Annotated in this window: 20 protein-coding genes; 18 read left to right on the plus strand and 2 right to left on the minus strand. The window is 44.6% G+C overall.

Annotated elements, in window-relative coordinates; translation table 11 throughout:
* Positions 1 to 36: 36 nt before the first annotated feature.
* From ACUTVW_RS18300 to ACUTVW_RS18310, 3 genes are read left to right on the plus strand one after another with little or no spacing between them, the layout of a single operon-like run.
* A complete protein-coding gene (locus ACUTVW_RS18300) occupies positions 37 to 5,064 on the plus strand; it encodes an amino acid adenylation domain-containing protein (RefSeq protein WP_445647102.1) in 5,028 nt (1,675 codons plus the stop codon).
* An 18-nt stretch (positions 5,065 to 5,082) separates the two neighbouring features.
* The gene (locus ACUTVW_RS18305; protein WP_445647103.1) at positions 5,083 to 5,940 is read left to right on the plus strand and encodes a carbon-nitrogen hydrolase family protein; all 858 of its coding nucleotides are present in this window, start codon (positions 5,083 to 5,085) and stop codon (positions 5,938 to 5,940) included.
* Between the two features lies 1 nt (position 5,941).
* On the plus strand, positions 5,942 to 6,709 hold the full coding sequence (locus tag ACUTVW_RS18310) for a thioesterase II family protein (protein ID WP_445647104.1): 768 nt from the start codon (positions 5,942 to 5,944) through the stop codon (positions 6,707 to 6,709).
* A gap of 131 nt (positions 6,710 to 6,840) precedes the next feature.
* On the opposite strand, the gene ACUTVW_RS18315 is transcribed toward ACUTVW_RS18310, so the two are convergent.
* The gene (locus ACUTVW_RS18315; protein WP_445647105.1) at positions 6,841 to 9,261 is read right to left on the minus strand and encodes a helix-turn-helix domain-containing protein; all 2,421 of its coding nucleotides are present in this window, start codon (positions 9,259 to 9,261) and stop codon (positions 6,841 to 6,843) included.
* A 463-nt stretch (positions 9,262 to 9,724) separates the two neighbouring features.
* On the opposite strand from ACUTVW_RS18315, the gene ACUTVW_RS18320 reads away from it, so the two are divergent.
* The 12 genes from ACUTVW_RS18320 (at position 9,725) to ACUTVW_RS18375 (ending at position 20,303) form a co-directional block, all read left to right on the plus strand.
* Positions 9,725 to 10,033 carry a LiaF transmembrane domain-containing protein gene (locus ACUTVW_RS18320; RefSeq protein ID WP_445647106.1) on the plus strand — a complete coding sequence of 103 codons (309 nt, stop codon included), beginning with the start codon at positions 9,725 to 9,727 and terminating at the stop codon, positions 10,031 to 10,033.
* 38 nt (positions 10,034 to 10,071) lie between these two features.
* Positions 10,072 to 10,743 (plus strand): PspA/IM30 family protein, encoded by a 672-nt coding sequence (locus tag ACUTVW_RS18325; protein ID WP_445647107.1) that lies wholly within the window; start codon positions 10,072 to 10,074, stop codon positions 10,741 to 10,743.
* A gap of 4 nt (positions 10,744 to 10,747) precedes the next feature.
* Positions 10,748 to 10,984: a PspC domain-containing protein gene (locus tag ACUTVW_RS18330; RefSeq protein WP_445647108.1), complete on the plus strand. Its 237-nt coding sequence runs from the start codon at positions 10,748 to 10,750 to the stop codon at positions 10,982 to 10,984.
* A 17-nt stretch (positions 10,985 to 11,001) separates the two neighbouring features.
* Positions 11,002 to 11,502 carry a PspC domain-containing protein gene (locus tag ACUTVW_RS18335; protein ID WP_445647109.1) on the plus strand — a complete coding sequence of 167 codons (501 nt, stop codon included), beginning with the start codon at positions 11,002 to 11,004 and terminating at the stop codon, positions 11,500 to 11,502.
* A 1-nt stretch (position 11,503) separates the two neighbouring features.
* Entirely contained in the window at positions 11,504 to 12,211 is a 708-nt protein-coding gene (locus ACUTVW_RS18340) for a PspA/IM30 family protein (protein ID WP_434749469.1), read from the plus strand.
* A 150-nt stretch (positions 12,212 to 12,361) separates the two neighbouring features.
* Entirely contained in the window at positions 12,362 to 13,009 is a 648-nt protein-coding gene (gene liaF, locus ACUTVW_RS18345) for a cell wall-active antibiotics response protein LiaF (protein WP_445647110.1), read from the plus strand.
* 37 nt (positions 13,010 to 13,046) lie between these two features.
* On the plus strand, positions 13,047 to 14,162 hold the full coding sequence (locus ACUTVW_RS18350) for a sensor histidine kinase (protein ID WP_445647111.1): 1,116 nt from the start codon (positions 13,047 to 13,049) through the stop codon (positions 14,160 to 14,162).
* Positions 14,104 to 14,772, plus strand: coding sequence for a response regulator (locus tag ACUTVW_RS18355; RefSeq protein ID WP_434753204.1), 669 nt, complete (start codon positions 14,104 to 14,106; stop codon positions 14,770 to 14,772). Before ACUTVW_RS18350 ends, ACUTVW_RS18355 begins: the two co-directional genes overlap by 59 nt.
* Positions 14,773 to 15,009: 237 nt before the next feature.
* Positions 15,010 to 15,822 (plus strand): YwmB family TATA-box binding protein, encoded by an 813-nt coding sequence (locus tag ACUTVW_RS18360; RefSeq protein WP_445647112.1) that lies wholly within the window; start codon positions 15,010 to 15,012, stop codon positions 15,820 to 15,822.
* 180 nt (positions 15,823 to 16,002) lie between these two features.
* Positions 16,003 to 17,553, plus strand: a complete 1,551-nt coding sequence (zwf, locus tag ACUTVW_RS18365) for a glucose-6-phosphate dehydrogenase (RefSeq protein WP_445647113.1) — start codon at positions 16,003 to 16,005, stop codon at positions 17,551 to 17,553.
* Between the two features lie 384 nt (positions 17,554 to 17,937).
* Complete coding sequence (locus ACUTVW_RS18370; protein ID WP_053783291.1) at positions 17,938 to 18,336, plus strand: DoxX family protein; 399 nt, start codon at positions 17,938 to 17,940, stop codon at positions 18,334 to 18,336.
* Positions 18,337 to 18,719: 383 nt separating this feature from the next.
* Positions 18,720 to 20,303, plus strand: coding sequence for a peptide chain release factor 3 (locus ACUTVW_RS18375; RefSeq protein ID WP_434749474.1), 1,584 nt, complete (start codon positions 18,720 to 18,722; stop codon positions 20,301 to 20,303).
* A gap of 156 nt (positions 20,304 to 20,459) precedes the next feature.
* Here the strand turns inward: ACUTVW_RS18375 and sspI are convergent, their stop codons facing one another.
* On the minus strand, positions 20,460 to 20,693 hold the full coding sequence (gene sspI, locus ACUTVW_RS18380; RefSeq protein WP_036673259.1) for a small acid-soluble spore protein SspI: 234 nt from the start codon (positions 20,691 to 20,693) through the stop codon (positions 20,460 to 20,462).
* A 168-nt stretch (positions 20,694 to 20,861) separates the two neighbouring features.
* On the opposite strand from sspI, the gene ACUTVW_RS18385 reads away from it, so the two are divergent.
* From ACUTVW_RS18385 to ACUTVW_RS18395, 3 genes are all read left to right on the plus strand, one after another.
* Positions 20,862 to 21,524, plus strand: coding sequence for a potassium channel family protein (locus ACUTVW_RS18385; RefSeq protein ID WP_445647114.1), 663 nt, complete (start codon positions 20,862 to 20,864; stop codon positions 21,522 to 21,524).
* Between the two features lie 69 nt (positions 21,525 to 21,593).
* Positions 21,594 to 22,382 (plus strand): TrmH family RNA methyltransferase, encoded by a 789-nt coding sequence (locus ACUTVW_RS18390; RefSeq protein ID WP_445647200.1) that lies wholly within the window; start codon positions 21,594 to 21,596, stop codon positions 22,380 to 22,382.
* A gap of 539 nt (positions 22,383 to 22,921) precedes the next feature.
* On the plus strand, positions 22,922 to 23,494 hold the full coding sequence (locus ACUTVW_RS18395; RefSeq protein WP_445647115.1) for a hypothetical protein: 573 nt from the start codon (positions 22,922 to 22,924) through the stop codon (positions 23,492 to 23,494).
* The last annotated feature ends 245 nt before the right edge of the window (positions 23,495 to 23,739 follow it).

Consider the following 23,739-nt stretch of genomic DNA (forward strand, 5'->3'; position numbering starts at 1 on the left):
TAAATGTGAATAGTCGATAAGGAAAAGGAGATTCATATGATAACCAAAGAGAAAACGCTGGGTCAAAAAAAGATTGCCGCATTAAAAATGCCTGTAGCTGGAGCGTATTGGAAAGAGTCATTGCAAGAAGCAACCCCAACCAACCTTTTACCAGACTATCGAAAAATAGGATCAGACTCACGTACCGGGCATTATCATCTTTCACATATCGAGCTTCATGCAACAGATATTGAGAAGCTTTGTATTGCTTTACAATGTGACATAACCAATTCAAATGAAGTATTTACGCTGGTTGTGTGCACCCTGTTGTATGCCATTGAAAATGGCGTGGATAACGATCTCTTGATCGGTTTCGCCGAATATAACAGGAAGGAGATCTCGCAGTTTCCGCTTAAAGCTGAAATTCAGCAAGCGGAAACGTTTAGAGGTACGTTTAATCAGCTTCAAAGAACGATACTGAATAACAAGGAGTATGCGGATTATCCAACAGACCTGATTGTTCCATCTACACCGATCCAACTTAATATCATTCAAGATCATGACCAAACGAAGGATCTGCAAGATGTATATCAGAAGAATCTGTTGTCCTATAATTTTGAGATCACGGGTGGAGCGAACTGGAAACTTACCGTTGCGGGAGATTCTTCGCACTACATGGCCCAAACACTGGATCATATGGCCGCAAAAATCACTTATCTCGTTGAACTGATCGCAGCTCATGCCAACGAGAGCATAGATTCCATTGATTTATTTCAACAAGCGGATGCGGCAGGTTATGATCTGTTAAACCGGACAGCGAAACCATTCTCCGATTCTGACAGTTTAGTGAGCTTGATGGAGCGTGTTTTTCGTACACATGAGAAAAGAGAGAGTATCGTAAGCGATGAGCAAGTTTTTACGTATAAAGACATGGAACATAAAGCGAAGCAAGTCGCCGCATATATTCAACATCATACGGAACAATCCGAATCGATCATTGCTGTATTGTGCGAGCGTTCCACTGATTTCCTGGTCACTGTTTTTGGTGTAATTCTTTCTGGCAGGGCGTATCTTCCACTTGATCCCAAAGCCCCGCAAGAGAGAAATGCAGTGATTCTGAAACAAGCTAATTGCCAAACGGTCTTATATCTGGACAAGCATCGGTCAGGTGTTGAGATCAATCCTGTGAATCGATTTGAGATTAGTGAAATATATAAAACGAATTTTGAGTATAATTCCGTATCAATTTCCCCTGAAGACTTGGCATACGTCATATTCACATCCGGTTCTACGGGAACACCAAAAGGGGTTGAAATCAAACATGAGAGTGTCATTAACAGACTGGAATGGATGCAAAATGAGTTCGCGTTAGATCAAAATGATGTGATCTTGCATAAAACCCCCTCGACCTTCGATGTTTCCGTATGGGAGATTTTTTGGTGGGCAATTACTGGCAATCAGGTGGCCGTTCTACCAGCCAATGAAGAAGCGAATCCCATTGCAATTATTAAAGCGATAGAAGCCAATCAGGTCACAACGATGCATTTTGTGCCTTCCATGTTGAACGCATTTCTAGATTATGTGGATAATTCTTTATCGTATGGCTCAATTCAGACGTTAAAAAGAGTTTTTTGTAGTGGAGAGGCGTTGTCTCCAAATCACGTCGAAAAGTTCCATCATATGTTGCCCGGCGTTGAGCTCATCAATTTGTACGGTCCAACAGAAGCCACTGTAGATGTGACGTGGCATAGAACAACTGCTGCTGAAAATCCTGTACCTATCGGTAAACCGATCGATAACACTCGCATTTACATTTTGGACGCACAGAGAAGATTAAGACCGGTCGGCATGGTAGGGGAATTAGCCATTGCGGGAACAGGTGTTGCAAAAGGATACATTAATGATCCTTTGAAAACGGCGAGCAGTTTTGTTGATTTGCCGTCTTTGGAAGATGAGAAAGTATATCTAACCGGGGACTTAGCGAGAATCAGACATGATGGAACCATCGAATACTTTGGGCGGAATGACCGTCAAGTGAAAGTGAGAGGTTTCAGAATCGAACTGGGTGAGATCGAAACGGCTTTGACCAGTCTGCCTGATCTTAGTGATGCCCTGGTATTAACCAATTTGGAAGCAGACCAGATGTTGCATTTATATGCGTTTGTCATCGAAAAGGATGTAACGTTGGACGTGCACGATATCAATCAACAATTGGCGAAGAAATTGCCTAAATATATGATCCCGGAAAAAACGTTTATCCTTCGTGAATTTCCGCTGACGAGAAACGGAAAAGTGGATAGAAAGTCGCTGATTGACATGAGTAAGGTTAGGGGTGTAGAAGCGAAAATCTCACCGCAAACGAGAGAAGAAAAACTCCTATGTGAAATCTGGCAAGAAGTATTAGGCATTTCGGATATAAGCGTCAATGAAAATTTCTTTGCTTTAGGTGGGAACTCAATCAATTTCGTGTCCGTTGTTGCACTTGCACATAAAAATGGACTGAGCTTTACTTTTCAGCAATTGTTTAAGTATCCGACCATCCAGGATTTGATTAAACATGTAGATCTGAATGCTAAACAGGATAATGATCTGAATAAACAGATTACAAATTTTCAATTGATTAAAGAGGAAGATCGAGTTCGAATTCCGGATGAAATTGAAGATGCGTATCCAATGTCCATGCTGCAGTCCGGACTTGTTTATCAAAGCAATATCATGGAAGGAGATAACAACTATCATGATATCGTGACATATACGATTGATGGCAACATCGATGTGTCTACGTTTAGAAAAGCCGTTAAATTGTTAGTGGATACTCAACCGATTTTCAGAACAAGTTATGATCTTGAACATTACTCGGAGTACCTTCAAATCGTACACAAAGAGATCGAACAATTGCCTTTAAATGTGTATGATCTGCGTGGTCTGCAAACGGAAAAAGAGAAAGAAGATATGTACGAGGAGTGGTTCTGGAAGGAACAGCACCGTGCCTTTGAATGGGATCAACCTGGACTCGTTCAGCTCCACATCCATATTTTAAGTGAATCCAAGTACAAATATAGTATAAGCCAGCATAATTCAGCCCTGGACGGGTGGAGCATGAATAAAGTCCATACGTTCCTGTTTAAAACGTATTTTGACATGATGAATGGGCTGGATCCCCGTGACGGATTGCTCGAAAGTAACAATCACAATCGAACATTTATCTACTTAGAACAGCAGGCGGTCCATTCCGCAGAACATCAACAATTTTGGGCAGATATGCTGAAGGATGTTCCAGAAGGTTTTATTCCACGTCGTCGAGAGGAAGATACACGGAAGGGGAATGAAGTCGTTTTTCAGGATATTCAATTACCCGAGGGTCTCTCCGAAAAGCTAGTGAAGCTGGCTAAAGACCTTAAAGTGCCTGTTAAAGATATTTTGCTCGCCTCCCATGTCAAGTTTCTTTCGATCCTGACACGCAATGATGACGTATTTATGGGATATGAAATTGGGGGTAGACCTGAACTTTTGGGTTCAGAAAATGCGTTAGGTGTGTTTCTGAATACGATGCCATTCCGGGTGAAGCTGGAGAACAGTTTCAGTTGGAAGGACCTGATCTTGAATGTGTATGATGTGGAAGCCAGCATTCTGCCTTTCAGACGTTATCCGATGGCACAAGTAAAACAAGACCTGTCCTCAAGAGATATTTTGTTTGAAACCGTATTTAATTTTACACATTTTTATTCCTTGAAGGATTTACGCGGTCTTCCAGGTTTTGATAATATAGATGTAAGAGCAGCGGCGATTACAGAATTCCCGCTACGAATCGAATACTCAAGACATTTTTACACAGATGAAATCGAATTGAGTCTGCACTATCACACCTCCAAATATGACACGAAAGATATCACGTTTTTTGGTCGTATTTTTGTGGATATCCTTGAGGGAATGGTTAACCGCACAGCGGAAGGCCATCATGTGCAATTGGAGGAGGGAACACTAGACGAATTCAACATCTATGCGAATAAATCGCAATTACCTTCATTGAAACATGAAGAAGAGCCTTTGCACTTGGATATTGATCAAGAATTAGAGAAAGCGATAGATCGTGTTAAAGATATCTGGTCCAATGTTCTCAAAAAATCCAAAGAGGATCTCAAGTGGGATGATGATTTCTTTATGATTGGCGGCAATTCTTTAGCGGCGATGAAAGTTTCTCTTTTCTTGAAGAAGGATGTTTCATTGAAACAGATTATGCAAAAATCAATTCTCTTTGAACTTGCAAGCGAACTTGCAAATAAGGAAAAGAAAACAGTTCATGACGCTAATCTTCTAACATGCTTAAGCAAATCAAGTGATTCGGAACAGAACATCATATTTATACCGTATGCCGGGGGGAATGCCCTGAACTTTATTCCAATGGCGAAGGAATTTGAAAATAATAACGTTGATTTATCTGTTTTTGCTGTTGAATTACCGGGCCACGACCCTAACCTGGAAAACAGCACGTTGCTTCGTTTTGATGACACGGTAAATCGCCTGGTTGAAGAAATATCTTCAGCGATGAAAGATAAATCATTCATGGTATGGGGACATTGCGTGGGTAGTGCACTGGCACTCGAAGTTGTCAGAAAACTAGAGGCGAAAAACCTGTATCCAAAGAAACTCTTTTTAGGTGCCAAAAATATGATTAGCCAGGCAGACTGTGAATTGCGTGTCAACAATGCGACTCACCTGAAGTTTTCGGATATAGCTGAGCTGTATTCGGAGTGGAGTGGTACAAGCAGTTTGTCATCTTTGGGCGATGGTTATGAGTCCAAACTGGTCGAGATTTTTAAACATGATTCCATCCAAGCCAACACTTATTTGGGCAAACTGTGGAACAGCATGGAAACATTAGTTCACACGCCTACCACCGTTGTCATTGCGAAGGATGATCCGATTACAGAGGGTTATGATGAACTATGGTTCAACTGGGGCAACTGGATCGACCAAGTTGATTTGTTCGAGTTTGAAACAGGTGGGCATTACTTCTTGAGAAGTATTCCTTCCGAGGTTGTGAAGTATATTCAAGGAAGCTGGAGTGAGAAGGGGATCGTTTAAATTTAGGAGGAGCTAAATATGATAGATGTACAACAAGATATTTTTCCAACAGAGAAATTAAAGATTGCTCTGGCACAGTGTTCTGCGGTTGACGGGAATATCGAAGAAAATGTGAACAGGGCATATGACATGATTGAGAAAGCTGGAAAAAATAATGTGGATATCATCATGTTTCCTGAAAAATATCTCACTGGCTATGTACCTGATATCGTCAAATCTAATTTGACTGAACATACGATTCAGCTGAATGATGCACGAATTCAAAAGCTGCGTCAGGCATGCAAAAAGTATGCAATCTGGGCGATCATCGGAACGCCTGTTAAGCGGGGAGAGGAGATTTTTATCTCTTCGATTATTATTGATTCCAGTGGGGAAGAAGTAGGTGTATATGATAAATCCCATCTATTTCAAACGGAAAAAGAAATTTTTAGTACCAATAATGAGCAGGTTATCGTTACCATTAAGGACTGGAATGTGGGGATGGGGATTTGCTATGATGCTGGTTTTCCTGAACATTCCCGTGCTTTAGCTCAAAATGGCTGTCATGTATATATGGGTAGTTCTCTTTTTAGCAAAGGAATGGGGTACAAAGAGTCACGAGTATGGTTTCCAGCCCGTGCGTTGGATAATACAATCTTTACAGCAATGTGCAATCATGTAGGGAAAACAGGGGTTTGGGATGCATGTGGACATAGCGGAGTATGGAATCCTCTGGGTGATAATATTGTGGATGGTTCTCCCGATGAAGTTGAACTGCTGATCGCTGAATTGGACCCTGCACTTCTGAATCAAGCAAGAAAAGGGGAAATGATGCTTGCTGATTCACGTGATATTAATAAAGAAGATTATGTGATCAAGACCATTGTGGGTAACTAAAATGCAATGGAATGAAGCGAAAAAATGGATTAGAACATTCCGTGCTCATGCTGGTTCGACTGTAAGATTAGTGATTCTACCGCACGCGGGTGGTAATGCCAATTATTATCGAGACCTGGTAGGGTTTTTGAGTGCTGATGTGGAGTGTATCATCATTCAGTATCCGGGAAGACAAGAAAGACTTATGGAGGATATGGTTGATAATATTAATGATTATGCTGACAGGATAACCGAAGTGCTCAGATCAATGGATGACGGGGGCAAACGGACCATTTTATTTGGACACAGTATGGGAGCTCTGATCGCTTATCAAATGTTACATCGCAATGCTCATATGCTGACCTTCATAGAGAAGTTGGTTGTGTCTTGTCATACGCCCCCGACCAGGAAGGATAATAGGAAATATAACAAATTGGACGATGATGATTCCGTCATCGCATATCTGCAATCCGTCGGTGGATTGCATGATATGGTTCTGGAAGACAAAACGATGTTAGAGCTGATCATTCCAGCTGTTCGTAATGATCTGCTCGCAGTCAGAAATTTCAGCTTAACTCAAGCCTACAAAATTTCGGTCCCCATCTATGGCATTCACGCAACAGAGGATTTCGGAGTGAACATAAGTGACATGCAGATGTGGGCATTATTAACCGAAAAAGAATTTGAACTGGTCCAATTTTCGGGTAATCATTTCTATATGAGTGATCAATGGAACACGTTGGCTGATTATTTGCAACGTTTATGTTATTCCGTTGTCTCTACTTCATAAGTAGTGCTTCAAAACAACATTCAAGGGGACGAAATTCCTTGAATGTTGTTTTTCTTCTATTAAAGGTTGACGGTGACAGTCAAAGGATCAACGTTGAGGGTTGACAGCGCGTGCTATACCTTTTTCAGGGTCTAACCTTTGCTTGAAAAATCAGCATGTCTCTTACGCTCCCGGTATCTTCCAGGAGTCAACCCTTCCCATTTCCGAAAGGAACGGATGAAGTTTTGTGGATTGGTATAGCGAAGCCGTTCGGCGATCTCTTTCACCGTCCAATCACTCTCATCCAGCCATCTTTTGGCGGTTTTCAGTCGATATCTGGTCAGATACTCACTAAATGAAGCCCCGGTTTCTTTGCGGAAAACACTGCTTAAGTAATTAGCGTTGTAATGAAGCCGCGTAGCACATTCGTCTAGCGTAAGATCTTTGTCATAATCCTGCTGGATGATAGCGATGATCTTCTCTGAAATGTGCTGATATTGCGCAACCTGTCTTTCTTTGAAAAGTTGAATGACAGGCTGGATCACCTGGTGGTTGAACCAATGCTCCACCTCAGCTGCGTACTGCAAAACGTACAACTCCTGGAAAAGGGAGCGGTGGCCCTGACTGATCTGAGCGAGTCGAATGCCCGATTCTTGAGTTAACTGCAAGATATGTGCCAACAGTCGCATCAGTGCGGCCTGATACTCTTCCGGAGTACACTCCAATGAAAATAACGTCTCGAGCAACTCGGTTAGCTGTGTGGATGCCAGAGCCTCGTCAGCTTGTTGAATAGACTGAAGCAGTGAATACTCCAGTGCTTCCGGATAAGCCATGGCCCACGCCGCAGAAGACAAATCATGCTGTCCGTATTGCACAATGATACCTGTCCCAAGCCGCATCCGATGTTTCAAGGCATTAATAGCTTCATTGTATGCCTGCGGGATATGTTTCATTAAACGATGTGGCTGACTTGCACCGATACTGACCTTCAGATCCAAAACCTCGCTAATCTGCTGCTGCAATTGCTCCGTCAAAGCCAACAGCTGTTTTGAAAACAGCGTTAGATCTTCTTCGGGACTACCAACCACCGTTACAACATTCTGTTCCAGTACAATCGGAAGCAACTGCTGATCAGGTTTAAGGGTTTCTTCAAGGATGTTTTGAATTGCGAATAAGAGCAAAGAGCGGTCTTTCATGGTGTATCTGGAGTGGCTCATTAATTCAGGTTGAAGGGCAATAACGGCAATTTGTTGCCACCTTGAAAGCTGTGGGGCATAACCCTGTTCTCGTAATGTGTCATGTAATGTATTGGAACAGTTTCTACCCTGAAGTAGCTGCATCATAAAATAGGTGCGAATCTGAATCTGATGCTGATTTAAAGTAGATTCCAATTGAGAGCGTGCATTGGATAACTGTGTGACACCCATTTGAATCTGTTCTAGCTCATTAAGTGAATTTACAGCCTGTTGCTGCAAGGTAGAATGACCTTTAACGATGATATTATTGCCTAATTGAGCAAGAATCCGCTGAATTGGTGCGAGCATCCGTTTGGAACCCAGCCACGCAAGAAGCAGAGAAATCAAGAGCATAGCTATACTGATATACAGCGTATGGAACCCGATCTTGATGTAGTCTCTAGTCAATGTGTTCTCGGGCGAGATGAGAATATAGGTCCAGCCTTTTAATGTAGATGGGCTGTAGGTTAAGGAATAATCTGCATTGGCAACCTGTACTTCACGCTCGGCATAAGCATCTGAGTACATGACAGGTGTTAACGCCTGAATGTGTTCCCCGTTATTCCGATCAATCAGGCCTATGGCAGACACAGGTTGTCCGATATAAGACACATCCGGGTGAGCAATGACCCGTTGTTCCCGATTTATAATAATCAAACCAGAGGCTGAAGCCTCCGTCGCGGGAGATTGCGCCAGGGGATTTTGCATATAACACGCCGGAATTCCAGCGACTAACGCTGCATTAGATGATGCACTACCATCGGGAATGGCTCTTGCAAGCGTAATATGATAAATGCAGCCCTTACCTGCAATACGTCGATCGGAGAAACGTGACTCGTTATCACCTTCATTATTAAATATGGAGGAAGGGGCGAGTTGCCATCCGGAAGTCAATGTATCCGCAATCAGATCTTTCATCGGCAGTGATAACGGGAAGCGAGTGTTCGCGTAGAGCCCCGCATGATTAATAAGCCAATCTTTGGATTGGTTAACCAGGATAATATCCAGCAGAGGTTCCCAAGATTTCATATGCTGGAACTCTGTCTGTACGTCGTCCGCTTGTAACTGGCCGATCCGTTCCAGTGGATTAGAGTTCGCAAGAGAACGAAGTGTGATCGGTGAACGCACAGCCTGGTCCAGCATATAACTGACTGTAGCGAGTTTATGCTCTACATTGGACTGTAGCTGTTCGAGCAACTGTTCATTTGCTTGTGTCCGATGCAACTCAGTCTGGCTGGAAGAGTAAATAAAAGCAGCAATTCCCGTTAGCAGGATAGGGACTATACTTAACAGAAGCCCGAAGATGATCATTTTGTGGAGATAGCTTATCGTTCGCACAGGTTCACTCCTTGATGGATAATAGCTTTCTTCTTTATTTTAGTAAACGCTTCCAATTAGAACAATCTAAATTTTGTTTATTTGGATAAAAAAGTAATTCGAGAAACGGAAATGTGTAATGCGCGTACATATACGGATAACGGTGTCTTTCATCATAGCATGCAAGACTTCCGTCAAGTGTCACCATTTTACGGGTAATAACAGGTATTCGGAGTGAAGTAAGGCGGTGAATATACTAGGTCTAGCCCGTGTATAGTCCGAGGTCGAAGTTGATCCCCGACCTGAGTCTAGGATCAAAAACCGTCCGTAGTCTGTTTTGAAAAGCCTCAAAATCCCCTAGAATAAGGACATAAGGTTAAACAAGAAACACGGAAACAAAAACAAGCAAGTTTTGAACACCTGAATCAAGCGAATATTGAAATGGAAAACAAAGAAATAACGAGAAGGGCGGTGAACAACAATTATGAGAATGAACAAGGGAAATGGCTGGGCGATTGTGTTGATCGCAATTGGTGTACTGATTCTCTTCGGAAAGTTAACACCATTGCTTGGACATCTGATGGGTTACCTGATTCCGATCCTGATGATTGCACTGGGGTATTACGGAGTTAAACGAGGAAATGTAACGCTTGGATGGATCGTTCTTATCATCGGTATCTTATCCCTGATAGGAAAACTGTCTTGGCTGATCGGGCCGATTATCGCAGTCGGATTGATTATCTTCGGTATCTCGATGCTGAGCAACAATCGCAATTCACGTCGCCGCTATTGAGTAAGATCAGGATCAAGTAAAAGGAGGGACAGAACATAATGAGTGTATTTCGTCGAATGCGGGATATTACCGTAGCTAGTCTGAACGAACATTTGGAGCAAAGTCAGGATCCCGTTAAACTGATTGATCAGTTCCTGGTCTCGACCCGCCAAGACATTGGAGAAGCCGAAAAGCTTCGACATCAGTATGCAAGTCATACAAGACAAATGAAACAGCAGTCAGATCAGGCAGCAGCTATGGTTAACAAACGAGAAGAACAGGCATCCATGGCTTTGAAAGCCGGTGAGGAACATCTCGCCAAGCTGGCCCTGCAGGAGAAAATTCTGCATGAGGAAAAAATGGATCAATACAATGAATTATATACGCAGAGTGCTGCCGCATTGCAGGAACTTGATGATCAGATCAACCAGTTGAAGGCAGAGTATCAGAATGTGTATAGTAAACGCCAATACTACTACGCTCGTATGCAAACGATCCAATTACAGCAACGAATGAACCAGCGAGGAAACTACAGTGGTCAAAACGTACCTGGTATGTTTAACAAGCTCGATGACCAAGTTTCTGATCTTGAATATGAAGCACAAAGTCTCCGGGAGATTCGCCGGATGAGCCAGGATGGTTCGGAATTATCTGGAGGCATGTCCTCTTCTGCACTGGACAAAGAGCTGGAGCGTTTGAAGCAAAAGCTTAATAACGATAAAAAGGAGTAGTCACATGAATAAATTATACCGCTCAACGCGTAATCGTATGCTGATAGGTTTGATCGGCGGCATATCTGAAAATCTTGGTTTTAGTTCTACGCTGCTACGGATCATTTTCTTCATCAGCATCTTCGCAACGGGGGGTACATCTCTATTCATCTACTTCATCGCGGCATTGGTTGTACCCAAGGAACCTCATTACGCAGATCCGTACGGATCTGGTTCCTATCATGGAAGAAGTTATAAGTAAACGAAAGGAGTAAGCACATGAGCAAACTATACCGCTCAACGCGTGACCGAATGATGACCGGTCTAATCGGTGGCATATCTGAAGCAATTGGAATGGATTCAACGCTGCTGCGGATCATCTTCGTCATCAGTATCTTTGCAACCGGGGGCACGACGTTGTTAATTTACTTCATCGCCGCTCTCGTGGTACCGAAAGAGCCGTATCCACCATATGATCCATATGGTCACGGCCCGGGTGCCGGCCCTGGCAGAGGGTATGGTGGTTATGATCATCAGGCACCAAGAGATCCTTTTAACAGCAATCCTAATCAACCGGGTCCTGGTTTTGGCCCTGGCCCGGGATATAACAGCAGCCCGCAGCCCGGCCCACGTTCCTATGACAACAATGCTTATGGAACAGGAAGTCAGCAAGAAAGTGAACTGGATTCCATGATGAAAGATATTGAGAAAAAGGCACTGAAAAAAGAAGTGGAAGAGCTTCGCCAAAAACTATCTCGTTACGAGAAGGGAGAAAAGTAAAATGGGAGTATTTAAACGGATTAAGGATATGACAAAGGCATCTGTAAATGAAATGTTGGATAAAGTTGAAGATCCGATTGTAATGTTGAACCAGTATTTGCGTGATATGGAGGCCGAAATTCATGAGGCTGAGGTAACTGTAGCTAAACAAATGGCTAATGAGCGCCGTATGAAGCAACGTCTGGATGAAGCAGAACGTACTTCGGTACAACGCGAGTCCCAAGCCGAAGCTGCTCTGTCGAATGGTCAGGAAGAAGTAGCTCGTAAATTGCTGGAAGAGAAGATCTATTTCGATCAAAAAATTACGGAATACCGTGAGCTGCATGCTCAATCTGAAGCACAGGCAAAAGATCTGTTGCAACAGCTTCACGACATGAAAGATGAGTTCTACAAAATGCGTAACAAACGGAATGAACTTGTATCCCGTGCACAGATGGCTAAAGCCAAAAAACAAATGTCTTCCATCAACAGCTTGCATTCCATTGAAAGCGGAAGTGCATCCCTTGGATTCCACCGGATGGAAGAGAAGATCATGCAGCTTGAAGCTGAGGCTGATGTAGCCCGTGCGCCATACCTCAATACAGGCTCGACGTATACGAATCCGGTTGATCTGGAGAAACAATTCAAAGTGGATCAGCAATTGCAGGCTCTGAAAAACAAAATGGGCAACGGCTCCAAAAATGAAGCGAGCGATACGACTAAAGAATAACTGTTCGCTTGATGGACAATATGATATTCTATAGATCGTGTATCATGTACGATTCGTAGAACACAAAGTTAAGCCATACAGGACTTCATTGCCTGCTATGGCTTTTCCGTTGGATATTGAAGATCAACTCACAGAGGAGGTGCGGCGGAGATGAGTAAGAGAAGCCACTGGCTTGCAGTCATTATAGTTATTGTTGGTTTTTTGATGCTCTTTAACCGGAATATGAACCTATTGACGGCTGCCGCACTTATTCTGTTAACGGTGGGAATGCTTCAGATTCGAAAAGGGGAAACACGTAAAGGTTATCGTTATCTTGGTATTGGTGCAGCCTTGTTGCTACTGGATAATTTGATGATTGTCTTTTTAATCGTACTCGCATCGCTAGCTTATTTTTATTCCAAGAACAAAAAGATTCATCTGCATGATGATGTCATGAAAAAACAAAATTTCATGGCCCGTTATTACTGGGATCAGTCCTCCTGGAGGCTGCGTAGTATGAGTCTGTGGCACGCCATCGGTGAAGTTAACGCAGACTTGTCTCTCTCGATTCCCGAGGAGAAACAAACCATTGTACTGCTTCAAGGTGTTATGGGCAATGTACATCTGATTTTGCCCGAGGATTATGGAGTAGAGATCGAGGCATCGGTGCTATTTGGCCGAATCAATCTGCTGGGTGAGCAGGATAGTGGTATGATGAATCAATTGATATGGAGAACTCCTGGGTACGAATCCAGTGAACATAAAGTAAAATTTGTTATTTCGTATATTGTTGGCGACTTAAACATTCATAATCCGTAGTACTAAGAAATGAATGAGAAAAGGAGGGATCCCGGATATGAAGGACAGAAAACATACCGATATGGTTACCCGAAGTATGCGTGAAGGGATCCTCCTTGTTTTCATTGTGTTTGCTGTCATTTTGTATGTATTGTATACATATGGTTATCTGGCTCCATTTGCAGGCTGGCGTCATCTAATCCAATCCGGGCTGGCTCTGTTACTGCTCCTGATTGGTATTGGCGCAATATTTGGATTCTATCAGAGTTACAGGGTCAAAAGACGGCTTGAATTGTTGAGGGAAACCTTGCTGCAATGGGAAAAAGGGTCTCTCTCCCGCACGGTACCCGATCTCGGCGAGGATGATGTAGGTCGGCTTAGTGAGCAACTCGGCCGGATTGGTAAGAAGTGGGAAGATCAGGTGTCTTCCCTCCAGAGGTTGTCCACCAACAATGCACAGCTGGCTGAACAGGCGAGAATTACAGCCATTGTAGAGGAAAGACAACGGCTTGCACGGGAATTACATGACGCGGTGTCACAGCAGCTATTTGCGATTTCCATGACAGCAACAGCGGTAGGCCGGAAGATGGAGAAGGATTTTGATCGGGCACAGCGTCAGGTTGCCTTGATTGAGGAAATGGCTTCGGTAGCGCAGTCCGAGATGAGGGCGTTATTGCTGCATTTGCGGCCGGTCTACCTGGAAGGTAAACATCTGGAACAGGGACTGCGTGATCTGGTGCTGGAACTGAAAACCAAAGTGCCGATGGAGATTGTGCTGGAGATGGATGAAGATATTCATCTGATCAAAGGAATCGAGAACCATCTATTCCGGATTGTGCAGGAAGCAATGTCGAATACACTGCGTCATGCAAAGGCGGAGAAAATGGAGATTCGGTTACAACGTCGAATGGATTCAGTCCGTGTATTGATTCGAGATGACGGGCAAGGTTTTGATCTGGATGAGCAGAAGCAGGCTTCATACGGACTTGCGAATATGAGGGAACGGGTAACGGAGATTGGGGGAGCGATACAATTTGTGACGGCGCCTGGTAAAGGAACACGAATTGAGATCACGATCCCTTTGATGAACGATGAAAGCGAGGTAGAACATGTCAATGGAACCGGAAGTCGAAACGGAGACGGAAACGTCGATCAGAGTATTACTCGTGGATGACCATGAGATGGTTCGTATAGGTCTTGCTGCGGTTCTTGATACAGAGGATGGCATCGAAGTGATCGGTGAAGCTGGAAGTGGAGAGGAAGGCATTCGGCTTGCTCAGGAATATAAGCCAGACGTTGTGCTGATGGATCTTGTCATGGATGGCATGGATGGCATTGAAGCCACTCGCCAGGTGCTCAAAATTAACCCGGAATGCAAAGTCATTGTTCTGACCAGTTATTTGGACGATGAAAAAATGTATCCTGTGATTGAAGCCGGAGCTTTTAGCTATCTGCTGAAAACATCCAGAGCCAATGAGGTGGCTGACGCTATTCGTGCTGCTGCGCGTGGGCAGTCCGTGCTGGAGTCGCAGGTAGCGTCAAAAATGATGAATCGGTTCAGACAGCCGCAAGCGGCAGCACCTTTGCATGAAGAACTGACCGATCGGGAGATGGATGTGCTGCGTTTAGTGGCTCAAGGCAAGTCCAATCAGGATATTGCGGATGAACTAATTATCGGTATAAAGACGGTTAAATTCCATGTGACCAATCTGCTTGCAAAACTGGGTGTGGATGATCGCACACAAGCTGCCATATATGCGTATAAGAACGGTTTAGCCGAGTAAGTGGCAGTTTATGCAACTGCAATGACACTATGAAATAAGTAGTGAGAGAACTACCGTATGAGAATGCAATATGTAATGTGAATTGAACAGGAGGCTCGATCTGCTATAACATGGCGGATGGGGCTTTTTTTGTTTTGTATGGTGAGAGAAAGTTCTATTGAGGCTGTATACGTTAAGCGCGAGGGGGGCATGCTGTTGATAGATTCATAGAATAGAAGAGCGGACGGGGGAATTCACTTGTTAAAACGCTGGATGAATACAGGGGTCATTGCAATAGCCATTATCCTTTTAATCGGGGTTACACAGGTATATGCAGAGAACGTGGTAGCAGATAAGCACGGTTCCGAAGTAGCAGGATTGGAGCAATTGTTACATACAGCAGATGTCGTGATAAACGATGCAGACCAGTGGGTGATCAAATGGCAGGCCGGAGGTAAAGGTGATGCACGTGCACAAGCTGCAAAATTGGCAGTGGTGCTGGAACTGGCAGCACCCGTGAAGGTTCGCCAAACCGGACATGATGTATACCGCAGCGAGGGCACAGTGAGCTCTGCTAAAACGGGGATCGAGGTATTGCTTAACGTGGCGGAGACGGATCATGATGGTTACTATATTATTGTGCAGTTGTCCGGAAGAGCAGATCTGGATCGCCAGTCCTTGCTTGCCTTGCATGAACATGTGGATAAGACGATGACTGGACTCGGTTTGAAAGCAAGCTGGAATATGTCCGTGCAGGGTAAGTTGAGTGGAGGGAATGATAGAGCAATCACTGTAGATTCATCCAATGCGGCTCAGGCTGGGGTGGAGATAAAGGCTGGTGAACCGTTGGCGGCAATGGAAGCCAAGCTCTCTCGGGAACTGCACATCATAGAAGTTGAGCGGTATGAGGATACAGCTACAACAAGTATTTCCTATGAGGCAACGGATTTGCCTTTGCAGATTCAAAGTGGCTCCCATCTGTTAAATATGCAGCTTGCCGTGCATCAAGTCAGTGGGCAGGGTGATGCTCGTATTACTGTAGGTTTTCCGATCATTACGATTGAATATTGAGTGATCGAGGTAATGATATTTTAGCTGCATCCAGGCAGTTGATATGCTAAAATGGCATCACATCCAAGATGGGACTTGCTGGTAATTGTCAGTTGCTTGTCAGAAACTGTGCATGTGAACACGACTACATAGCTCGGGAAGCGGTGGATTAAAAGGTCTTCCCGGAAGAAAGAGGAGCCTATGGACAATAAACAGATGCAAAATGAAGTGCAGACACCAGGTGCCGTATTTTTCATTTTTGGAGCAACGGGCGATCTGGCCCGCCGGAAGTTGTTTCCGGCCATCTACAGTTTATACCGTGAGGGCAAGCTTGCCGAGGACTTTGCGGTTATTGGCGTAGCACGCCGTCCGAGGTCACAGGAAGAGTTCCGGGACGATCTGCTGGAATCCATTCAGGAGTTCTGCCGATATCCGGCAGGAGATTCTGAGGAATGGAATGCTTTTGCCGAGCATTTTGAATACAAATCACTTGATATCAACAATGTGGACGGGTTTCGGGAGCTACGTGAGCAGACCGAAAAGCTGGAAGCCAAATTCAAAACACCGGGAAATCGGCTGTTCTATCTGGCGCTCGCGCCTGAATTGTTTGGCAATGTGTCGTATAGTTTGAGGGATGGCGGCATGCTGGAGAGTAAGGGCTGGAATCGTCTGGTGATTGAGAAGCCGTTTGGATATGATCTGCCATCGGCAGAGAAGCTGAATGAACAGATCCGAGAGGTGTTTAAGGAAGAGGAAATCTATCGGATTGACCACTACCTGGGTAAGGAAATGGTGCAAAACATCGAGGTAATCCGCTTCGGGAATGCCTTCTTCGAACCGCTCTGGAACAATAAACATATCGCCAACGTTCAGATTACACTGGGGGAGACGGTAGGTGTAGAGGAGCGCGGCGGATATTATGACCATTCGGGTGCCCTGCGTGATATGGGGCAGAACCATATGCTGCAGATGTTAACGATGATTGCGATGGAGCCGCCAAGCCGTCTGTTCCCGGAGGATATTCGGGATGAGAAGGTGAAGGTGCTTCGTTCCCTTCGGGAGTTTACGTCCGATGAAGATGTGCGTAACAACGTGGTACGTGCTCAGTATTCAGAAGGAGAGTCCCGCGGCAAACAGCTTCCGGGCTACCGCCAGGAAGACAAGGTTGATCCGGAGTCGAATACGGAGACATACTTTGCAGCACGCGTATTCGTAGATAACTTTCGCTGGGCTGGCGTGCCTTTCTACATTCGGACAGGCAAACGTCTGCCAGTGAAAACAACGGAGATTGTGGTTGAATTCAAATCGATGCCGAATAACGTATATCTCGGTAAAAAATATAAGCTGGAGCCGAATCTGCTGGTGATTCGGGTAAATCCGATGGAAGGCATTTATATCAAAATCAATGCCAAAAAACCGGGCTCGGATTCCGAGATTCAGCCCTTGGCGATGGACTTCTGCCAGAGCTGCATGATCGGAATCAACTCGCCCGAAGCTTATGAGCGTCTGCTGCATGATGCAGCAGAAGGTGACTCCACGTACTTCACCCGCTGGGATGAAGTGGCGACAGCATGGTCTTTTGTCGACCGGATCGCGGCCGCTTGGGGGCGTAATCAAGGTGAACTGCACACGTATCCGGCAGGAACGTGGGGGCCGGAGGCGACAGGCAAGCTGCTGGAGCAAGACGGTTTCCACTGGTGGCCTGTGAACGGGCAGGATGAAGACAGCGTCATTTGGCATGTGAATCGTTAAGAGCATTAGGAAATGAGCATAAGAGAATTGGGCCTTGGAAGATCGCATGGATGCGGTTTTCCAGGCTTTTTTAGTTTGAGATCGGGTTGGAATTTACGAGCAGTGAAGAGTTACAGCAGAAGGAAATAAATAATTTAAATTAAGTTGTTGACAAAAAGTAAGTGAATAACTTATACTCAACACATGAGTTAAAGAGTTAAGCAAATGACCTGCGGAGTTCGGGCAAAACATCTTATAGAAATCCGAAGCTGGGGAGCATTCATGAGATAAAAGGTAAACCATTTGAAGGGGTTTGCGACATAGAGGATCATGAAAAAAATTTCGCATAATATCTTTAATCTAAGAATACTATTTTGTATATATCAAATGGAGGAAAAAGAAATGATGTTGGATGTAGGGTTGTTGTTGATTCGTTTGGTGATTGGTTTGTCGTTTATGGCGCACGGTGCACAGAAGTTGTTCGGATGGTTCGGCGGATATGGAATCAAAGGTACAGGCGGCTGGTTCGAATCGATGGGTATGAAGCCTGGTGCCCTGGTTGCTTTGCTGGCTGGACTTGCTGAATTCGGCGGTGGATTATTGCTGGCGTTGGGTCTGCTGACACCTGTAGGCGGCATTCTGATCGCACTGACCATGGTAATTGCCATCGTTAAGGTACACGGTGCTAACGGTTACTGGTCTACACAGAATGGATTTGAGTACAATCTGGCGATTCTCGTGGTGGGTGTAGCACTGGCTCTGACAGGCGGCGGGCAATATGCGCTGGATGCACTGATTTTCTAAAATCGAATGATCTGTAAGGAATGAGAGGAACCCGAATGCCAGTTGAATGGCAGAAGGGTTCTTTTTTGCGAAGAAAAGTGTTGAATTGGTGGAATGTAATCGGTTATTTTCGGCACAGATTATGGTACAATAGGAGAGTTGAATTGAGAACGAGGGAAGAAACATGAATGGAAGCACCGATCTGAAAGGATGAACTCCATTGTAAATGTGTAAAATGAATTTATCGTGTACCCTCATGATGAGGATTACATGCGTGTTTATAATCAACCGGCCTAGCTGGGTGTCATAAAGTTTATAAAGCTTTATTTGAAAGTTTAAATTGTGATCTATGGACCGGTGATGACCGGATTAACGTGAATGAACGGATGAAAGGGATAGACGCTATGAGCAAAGCTGCAAATAACATTCTTCAAAAGGAAGTGGACAAACGTCGGACGTTTGCCATTATCTCTCACCCCGATGCGGGTAAAACAACTTTAACCGAGAAGCTGCTGTTGTTCGGGGGCGCGATTCGCCTTGCGGGAACGGTTAAAGCCCGGAAAGCCAGCAAACACGCAACAAGTGACTGGATGGAAATTGAGAAACAGCGGGGAATCTCGGTTACGTCTTCCGTGATGCAGTTCGACTACCTGGATCATCGGGTTAACATTTTGGATACACCTGGTCACCAGGATTTCAGTGAAGATACGTACCGTACTCTAACGGCTGCCGACAGCGCGGTCATGCTGATTGACGTGGCCAAAGGTGTCGAGGCACAGACGATCAAATTGTTCCAAGTATGTGCAAAGCGCGGGATTCCAATCTTTACCTTCATCAACAAGCTTGACCGTGAGGGACAAAGTCCTTTTGATCTGATGGAAGAATTGGAGAACGTACTCGGTATCCGCTCTGTGCCAATGAACTGGCCGATCGGAACAGGACGCGATCTGTGCGGTGTATACGACCGGATGAAAAATCAGGTGGAGTTGTTCCAAGGTGACGATCACTCGACGATCAAAGTGCAAAAAGTCGATGGATACAAAGATCCGATTATCCGTGAGATGGCGGGCGAGTACCTGCATGATCAACTGTGTCAGGAGCTTGAACTTCTGGATGTTGCAGGAGACCAGTTCGACATGGAGAAAGTTCAACGTGGCGAGCTCACACCTATTTTCTTCGGTAGTGCGATTAACAATTTTGGTGTACAGACGTTCCTGGAAAACTTCCTGGAGCTTGCCCCGAAGCCAGAGCCTCGTCGTAGTACAGCTGGCGAGATCGAACCAACGAGTGAGAAGTTTACTGGATATGTATTCAAAATTCAGGCAAATATGAACCCCGCTCACCGTGACCGTATCGCGTTCTTGCGAATTGTTTCAGGCAAATTCGAGCGTGGCATGAGTGTGAAGCATAATCGTGTGGGCAAAGAAATTAAGCTGTCCCAGCCACAACAGTTCCTCGCACAAGATCGGGATATTGTTGAAGAAGCTTACGCAGGCGATATTATTGGTTTGTTTGATCCGGGTATTTTCCGGATCGGAGATTCCTTGAGTCAGGGTAGCGAAGTGATATTTGATGAGCTGCCAACGTTCTCGCCAGAGATTTTTGCCAAAGTAACGGTTAAAAATGCCCTAAAACACAAACAGTATCAAAAAGGGATTGATCAGCTGACAGAGGAAGGTACGATTCAGGTGTTCAACACGGTGAGCTTCGATGAGACGATCCTGGGGGTAGTTGGTCAGCTCCAGTTCGAGGTATTCGAATACCGAATGAAGGGTGAATACGGGGTGGATGTACAGCTGCAACGGATGCAGTATCAGTTTGCCCGCTGGATCGTGGACGAGAACTTAGACCCTAGTAAATTCCGGATTAACTCTGCCCTGGTGAAAGATAAAAAAGGGAACTATGTTGTACTCTTCGAGAATGAGTATGCGATGAGAACGGCAATAGACAAAAATCCGACAGCGAAGTTCCTCGAAACTGCGCCTTAATGTATCTGATATAATGAAATCCCTCCGCCGGTTGGTGGAGGGATTTCTTGTTTTGTCCTTACCTTAGGGGGCGGGTATGAACCTGCCGGGTAGGGGGAACTATTTTGCAGACAGAACAAACGGTATGATGGTTCCCTTCACCCGCCAATGCTTCGATTAACGAAGAGGTTGAACGGGAATGGTGTGCAGATGCTCCTGCGCGATCTGAATCAGTTCCTCCTGCTTGGCAGGTTCTGTGTTCTTCCAGATCATTTCGAAAATGGCGCCAAGTCCGGGTAACGCTGCTTCGGGTCCATCCACCGAACCTTCGATCATCTCTCGGAGCTGGTCATCACTTTTGTCATGAACCTTATGAACAATCGCTTCACGCAGGCTTAATGTAATGGGCATCGCAATTCCCTCCTCGGTTTATTCGGCTGCTGTATTACTGTTCCCTGTGAAGGGGGAGCGCATTCAAGTTTCTCTGTCTTTGTGGTATACTACGAAGGATTATTTACGTTGGCATCGTACCGGAACTGGTGCGTCTTGCCGTAATGTAGCGGGAGGTTAAAGACCCTGATGGCGAAGAAACAATATGCTGTAATTGGCATGGGACGATTTGGGTCAAGTGTAGCCAATGCACTGAGCGGCATGGGGTTTGACGTGCTGGCCATTGATGCGAACGAGCAGCGGACACAGGAAATGTCCAATGTGGTGACCCATGCGGTATCGGCAGATTCAACGGATGAAGAAGCGCTGCGAGCGTTGGGGATACGGAATTTCGATGTAGTCGTTGTGGCAATTGGTGAAGATATACAGGCGAGCATTTTGACAACTTTGATTTTGAAAGATATGGGTGTACCGGTGCTGATCGTAAAAGCTCAGAATGAGCTGCATGGCAAGGTGCTACAGAAGATTGGCGCAGACAAAGTGATATACCCGGAACGGGACATGGGGCTGCGTGTAGCGCATCATCTGACCTCCCCGAACATCCTGGATTACATTGAGTTATCCGAGGATTACAGTATTCTGGAGATCCGGGCATCCGAGCAGATGATTGGCAAAAACCTGCTTGAGCTGAACATCCGGGCACGATTTGGCTGTAACGTCATGGCAATCAAGAGCGGGGGTTCGATGAACATCTCTCCTTACGCCGAGGATCGGATTACAGAGGGGGATGTGCTGGTTATTGTAGGGCACAAGGATCATCTCACCAAGCTGGAACTGGCCTATCCGAAGTGAAATGGGACGAATTGAGCTATGATTAAAAACAGACAAGCAATTAAGCCCGCAAACGGGAAGGATGGAACGATGGATATTGTATCACCGCAAAATACACGTGTAAAAGAATGGGCGCAGTTGCTGGAAAAAAAACATCGAACCCGTCAACATAAATATATAATCGAAGGCATTCATCTCGTACAGGAAGCTTTGCGTGCCGGAGCCGATCTGGAGTGCATCGTGTACGATGGTGAGCATGGTGTGCCCGTGGAACTGACCGGGCTGGAGAATCCACTGAAGCGAGTCGAATGGGTCAGTGTGTCTCCTGCCGTTATTGCCAAATGTACGGATACGATGACCCCTCAGCCGGTACTTGCAATCGTGCGGAAAAGCAAAGAGCCCTTTAAAAACCTGATTGCAGAGCAGCAAGGAGTGGTGGTTGTACTGGATGGTGTACAAGACCCGGGCAACGTGGGCACGATTATTCGCAGTGCGGATGCTGCGGGAGCCGCAGGTGTCGTTCTTGGTGCTGGCTGCGCAGATGTCTATAACCCAAAGACGATTCGATCAACGATGGGTTCTTTGTTCCATTTGCCCATTGTGGAAGGAGAATTGGGGACACTGCTTCCTGAAGCGAAGACCTCAGGTGTCAGGCTGGTCAGCACCTCTTTGCAGGCGGAACATTCGTGCTATAGTTATGACTTTACTCAGCCGGTATGGCTGGTCATTGGCAATGAGGGCAAAGGCATTGCCGACACCACGGCACAGCTCGTAGATGACGCGATTACGATTCCGATGCAAGGACAAGCCGAGTCGCTTAATGCCGCGATGGCAGCAACGATTTTGTTGTTTGAGGCGATGCGGCAGCGGATGGTTTAACTAACTAATAATTCCTGTCTTTGTGGTTTATAACATCAATTGAGACTAGTTATATTAACGATTGAGACAACTTATAACCTTAAAATGAGACTCTAAAAATGCTATAAAGTCAGTCAAACTTAATAATCTTTTGCTAACTTGAACAGTCCTAATAATCATCTCTTAGGGCTGTTTTTTTGTTTTATTACTTTCCATCTGATATAAAAGCTAATACATAGAAAATAACGTAACAAGTAATTGCCTCACAAAGCATCTATTCCATCCAAATTCACATTTTCACCTATAGTCCTGATATTACCGTTCATGGAATCAAGTCAACATGAGATTTATTACGAAATACCGTCACTAATTGTTATTTATATAGTAAATTTGACCTGCTAAACTGCCGACATAATAAATAGCCGTATCAATTGAAAGTATTTACAACATGAGGAGTGATAGCAAGATGAGAAAAAAATTGGAACTATGATCAAGGGAGAAAGGGAGAATCTCACGTCTAGTAATTACACTATCATTCATTCAACATGGAGGGAATTCAGATGAGTAAAGTAAAGTCGGGTAGTACATGGGGAACTATTTTTATTATCGTGTTGATTTTCTTGGTCATTCTCATTGTTAGAGGCTGCAATAGTGTTGTTCAACATTTTAGCGAAGGCTCTGTTGAAGAACAAGGTCAAATTGTCCTTGAATTTGAAAAGCAAGTTAATGAAATTGATGAGAATCTATCAAAATTGGGAAAAGAAGTAGCCGAAGAATTGAAAAATTTTTCGATAGAAACCATACCGAATTTGGAGCTGATCGAGAAAGCTGAAAGACAGTATAGAGTGGCGGCAAATCAGATTAAAGATATTGATATTCCAAGAGGGCTAACTACAGAACGAAAAAGTGAGTTAAAGAGCATTCAAGAAGATTTTGAGTATTCATATACCTTCAAATCTAATGCGATGTGGAGGCTCAGTAACTTTTACTCCAAAGGTGAACTGGAAGACATCGAAGAAATGAAAACGGATACTCAACTTGCTCAAGATAATCTCCTTGATGGAGTGGCAGGAATGGTGACCTTGAAGAAAGAGTTGGGTATTTTAGATTATGATGCAACAACTAAAGAATAGACTAAGTAAGAAAATTGTGAGATCTGACGCTTATAGTCTTAACAGAGGGAGCCATTTGATATGGGATTCTGGAGGTGGGGACAGTTATTTTTAGTTTTCTACATATAGGGTAGTCATTGGGCTACAAGCGATTGTCTTCTAGTTTTTCAAAAAAACTAAATGTGTACCTGACTTAAACAGCTCTATCTACTTAAAGATATAGAGCTGTTTTGTTGTTTTTTAGAGAATAGTAGAGGGCCTTGGAT

This window comes from Paenibacillus sp. TSA_86.1 (assembly GCF_052691815.1).

Excerpts from the sequence above, each read along its gene's own strand:
- ACUTVW_RS18340 (WP_434749469.1), top strand. The coding sequence starts at position 11,504 with ATGGGAGTATTTAAACGGATTAAGGATATGACAAAGGCATCTGTAAAT.
- ACUTVW_RS18300 (WP_445647102.1), top strand. The coding sequence starts at position 37 with ATGATAACCAAAGAGAAAACGCTGGGTCAAAAAAAGATTGCCGCATTA.
- ACUTVW_RS18370 (WP_053783291.1), top strand. The coding sequence starts at position 17,938 with ATGTTGGATGTAGGGTTGTTGTTGATTCGTTTGGTGATTGGTTTGTCG.
- ACUTVW_RS18390 (WP_445647200.1), top strand. The coding sequence starts at position 21,594 with ATGGATATTGTATCACCGCAAAATACACGTGTAAAAGAATGGGCGCAG.
- ACUTVW_RS18310 (WP_445647104.1), top strand. The coding sequence starts at position 5,942 with ATGCAATGGAATGAAGCGAAAAAATGGATTAGAACATTCCGTGCTCAT.
- ACUTVW_RS18395 (WP_445647115.1), top strand. The coding sequence starts at position 22,922 with ATGAGTAAAGTAAAGTCGGGTAGTACATGGGGAACTATTTTTATTATC.
- ACUTVW_RS18325 (WP_445647107.1), top strand. The coding sequence starts at position 10,072 with ATGAGTGTATTTCGTCGAATGCGGGATATTACCGTAGCTAGTCTGAAC.
- sspI (WP_036673259.1), bottom strand. The coding sequence starts at position 20,693 with ATGCCCATTACATTAAGCCTGCGTGAAGCGATTGTTCATAAGGTTCAT.
- ACUTVW_RS18330 (WP_445647108.1), top strand. The coding sequence starts at position 10,748 with ATGAATAAATTATACCGCTCAACGCGTAATCGTATGCTGATAGGTTTG.
- ACUTVW_RS18355 (WP_434753204.1), top strand. The coding sequence starts at position 14,104 with ATGGAACCGGAAGTCGAAACGGAGACGGAAACGTCGATCAGAGTATTA.
- ACUTVW_RS18375 (WP_434749474.1), top strand. The coding sequence starts at position 18,720 with ATGAGCAAAGCTGCAAATAACATTCTTCAAAAGGAAGTGGACAAACGT.
- ACUTVW_RS18305 (WP_445647103.1), top strand. The coding sequence starts at position 5,083 with ATGATAGATGTACAACAAGATATTTTTCCAACAGAGAAATTAAAGATT.
- zwf (WP_445647113.1), top strand. The coding sequence starts at position 16,003 with ATGGACAATAAACAGATGCAAAATGAAGTGCAGACACCAGGTGCCGTA.
- ACUTVW_RS18335 (WP_445647109.1), top strand. The coding sequence starts at position 11,002 with ATGAGCAAACTATACCGCTCAACGCGTGACCGAATGATGACCGGTCTA.
- ACUTVW_RS18350 (WP_445647111.1), top strand. The coding sequence starts at position 13,047 with ATGAAGGACAGAAAACATACCGATATGGTTACCCGAAGTATGCGTGAA.
- ACUTVW_RS18385 (WP_445647114.1), top strand. The coding sequence starts at position 20,862 with ATGGCGAAGAAACAATATGCTGTAATTGGCATGGGACGATTTGGGTCA.
- liaF (WP_445647110.1), top strand. The coding sequence starts at position 12,362 with ATGAGTAAGAGAAGCCACTGGCTTGCAGTCATTATAGTTATTGTTGGT.
- ACUTVW_RS18320 (WP_445647106.1), top strand. The coding sequence starts at position 9,725 with ATGAGAATGAACAAGGGAAATGGCTGGGCGATTGTGTTGATCGCAATT.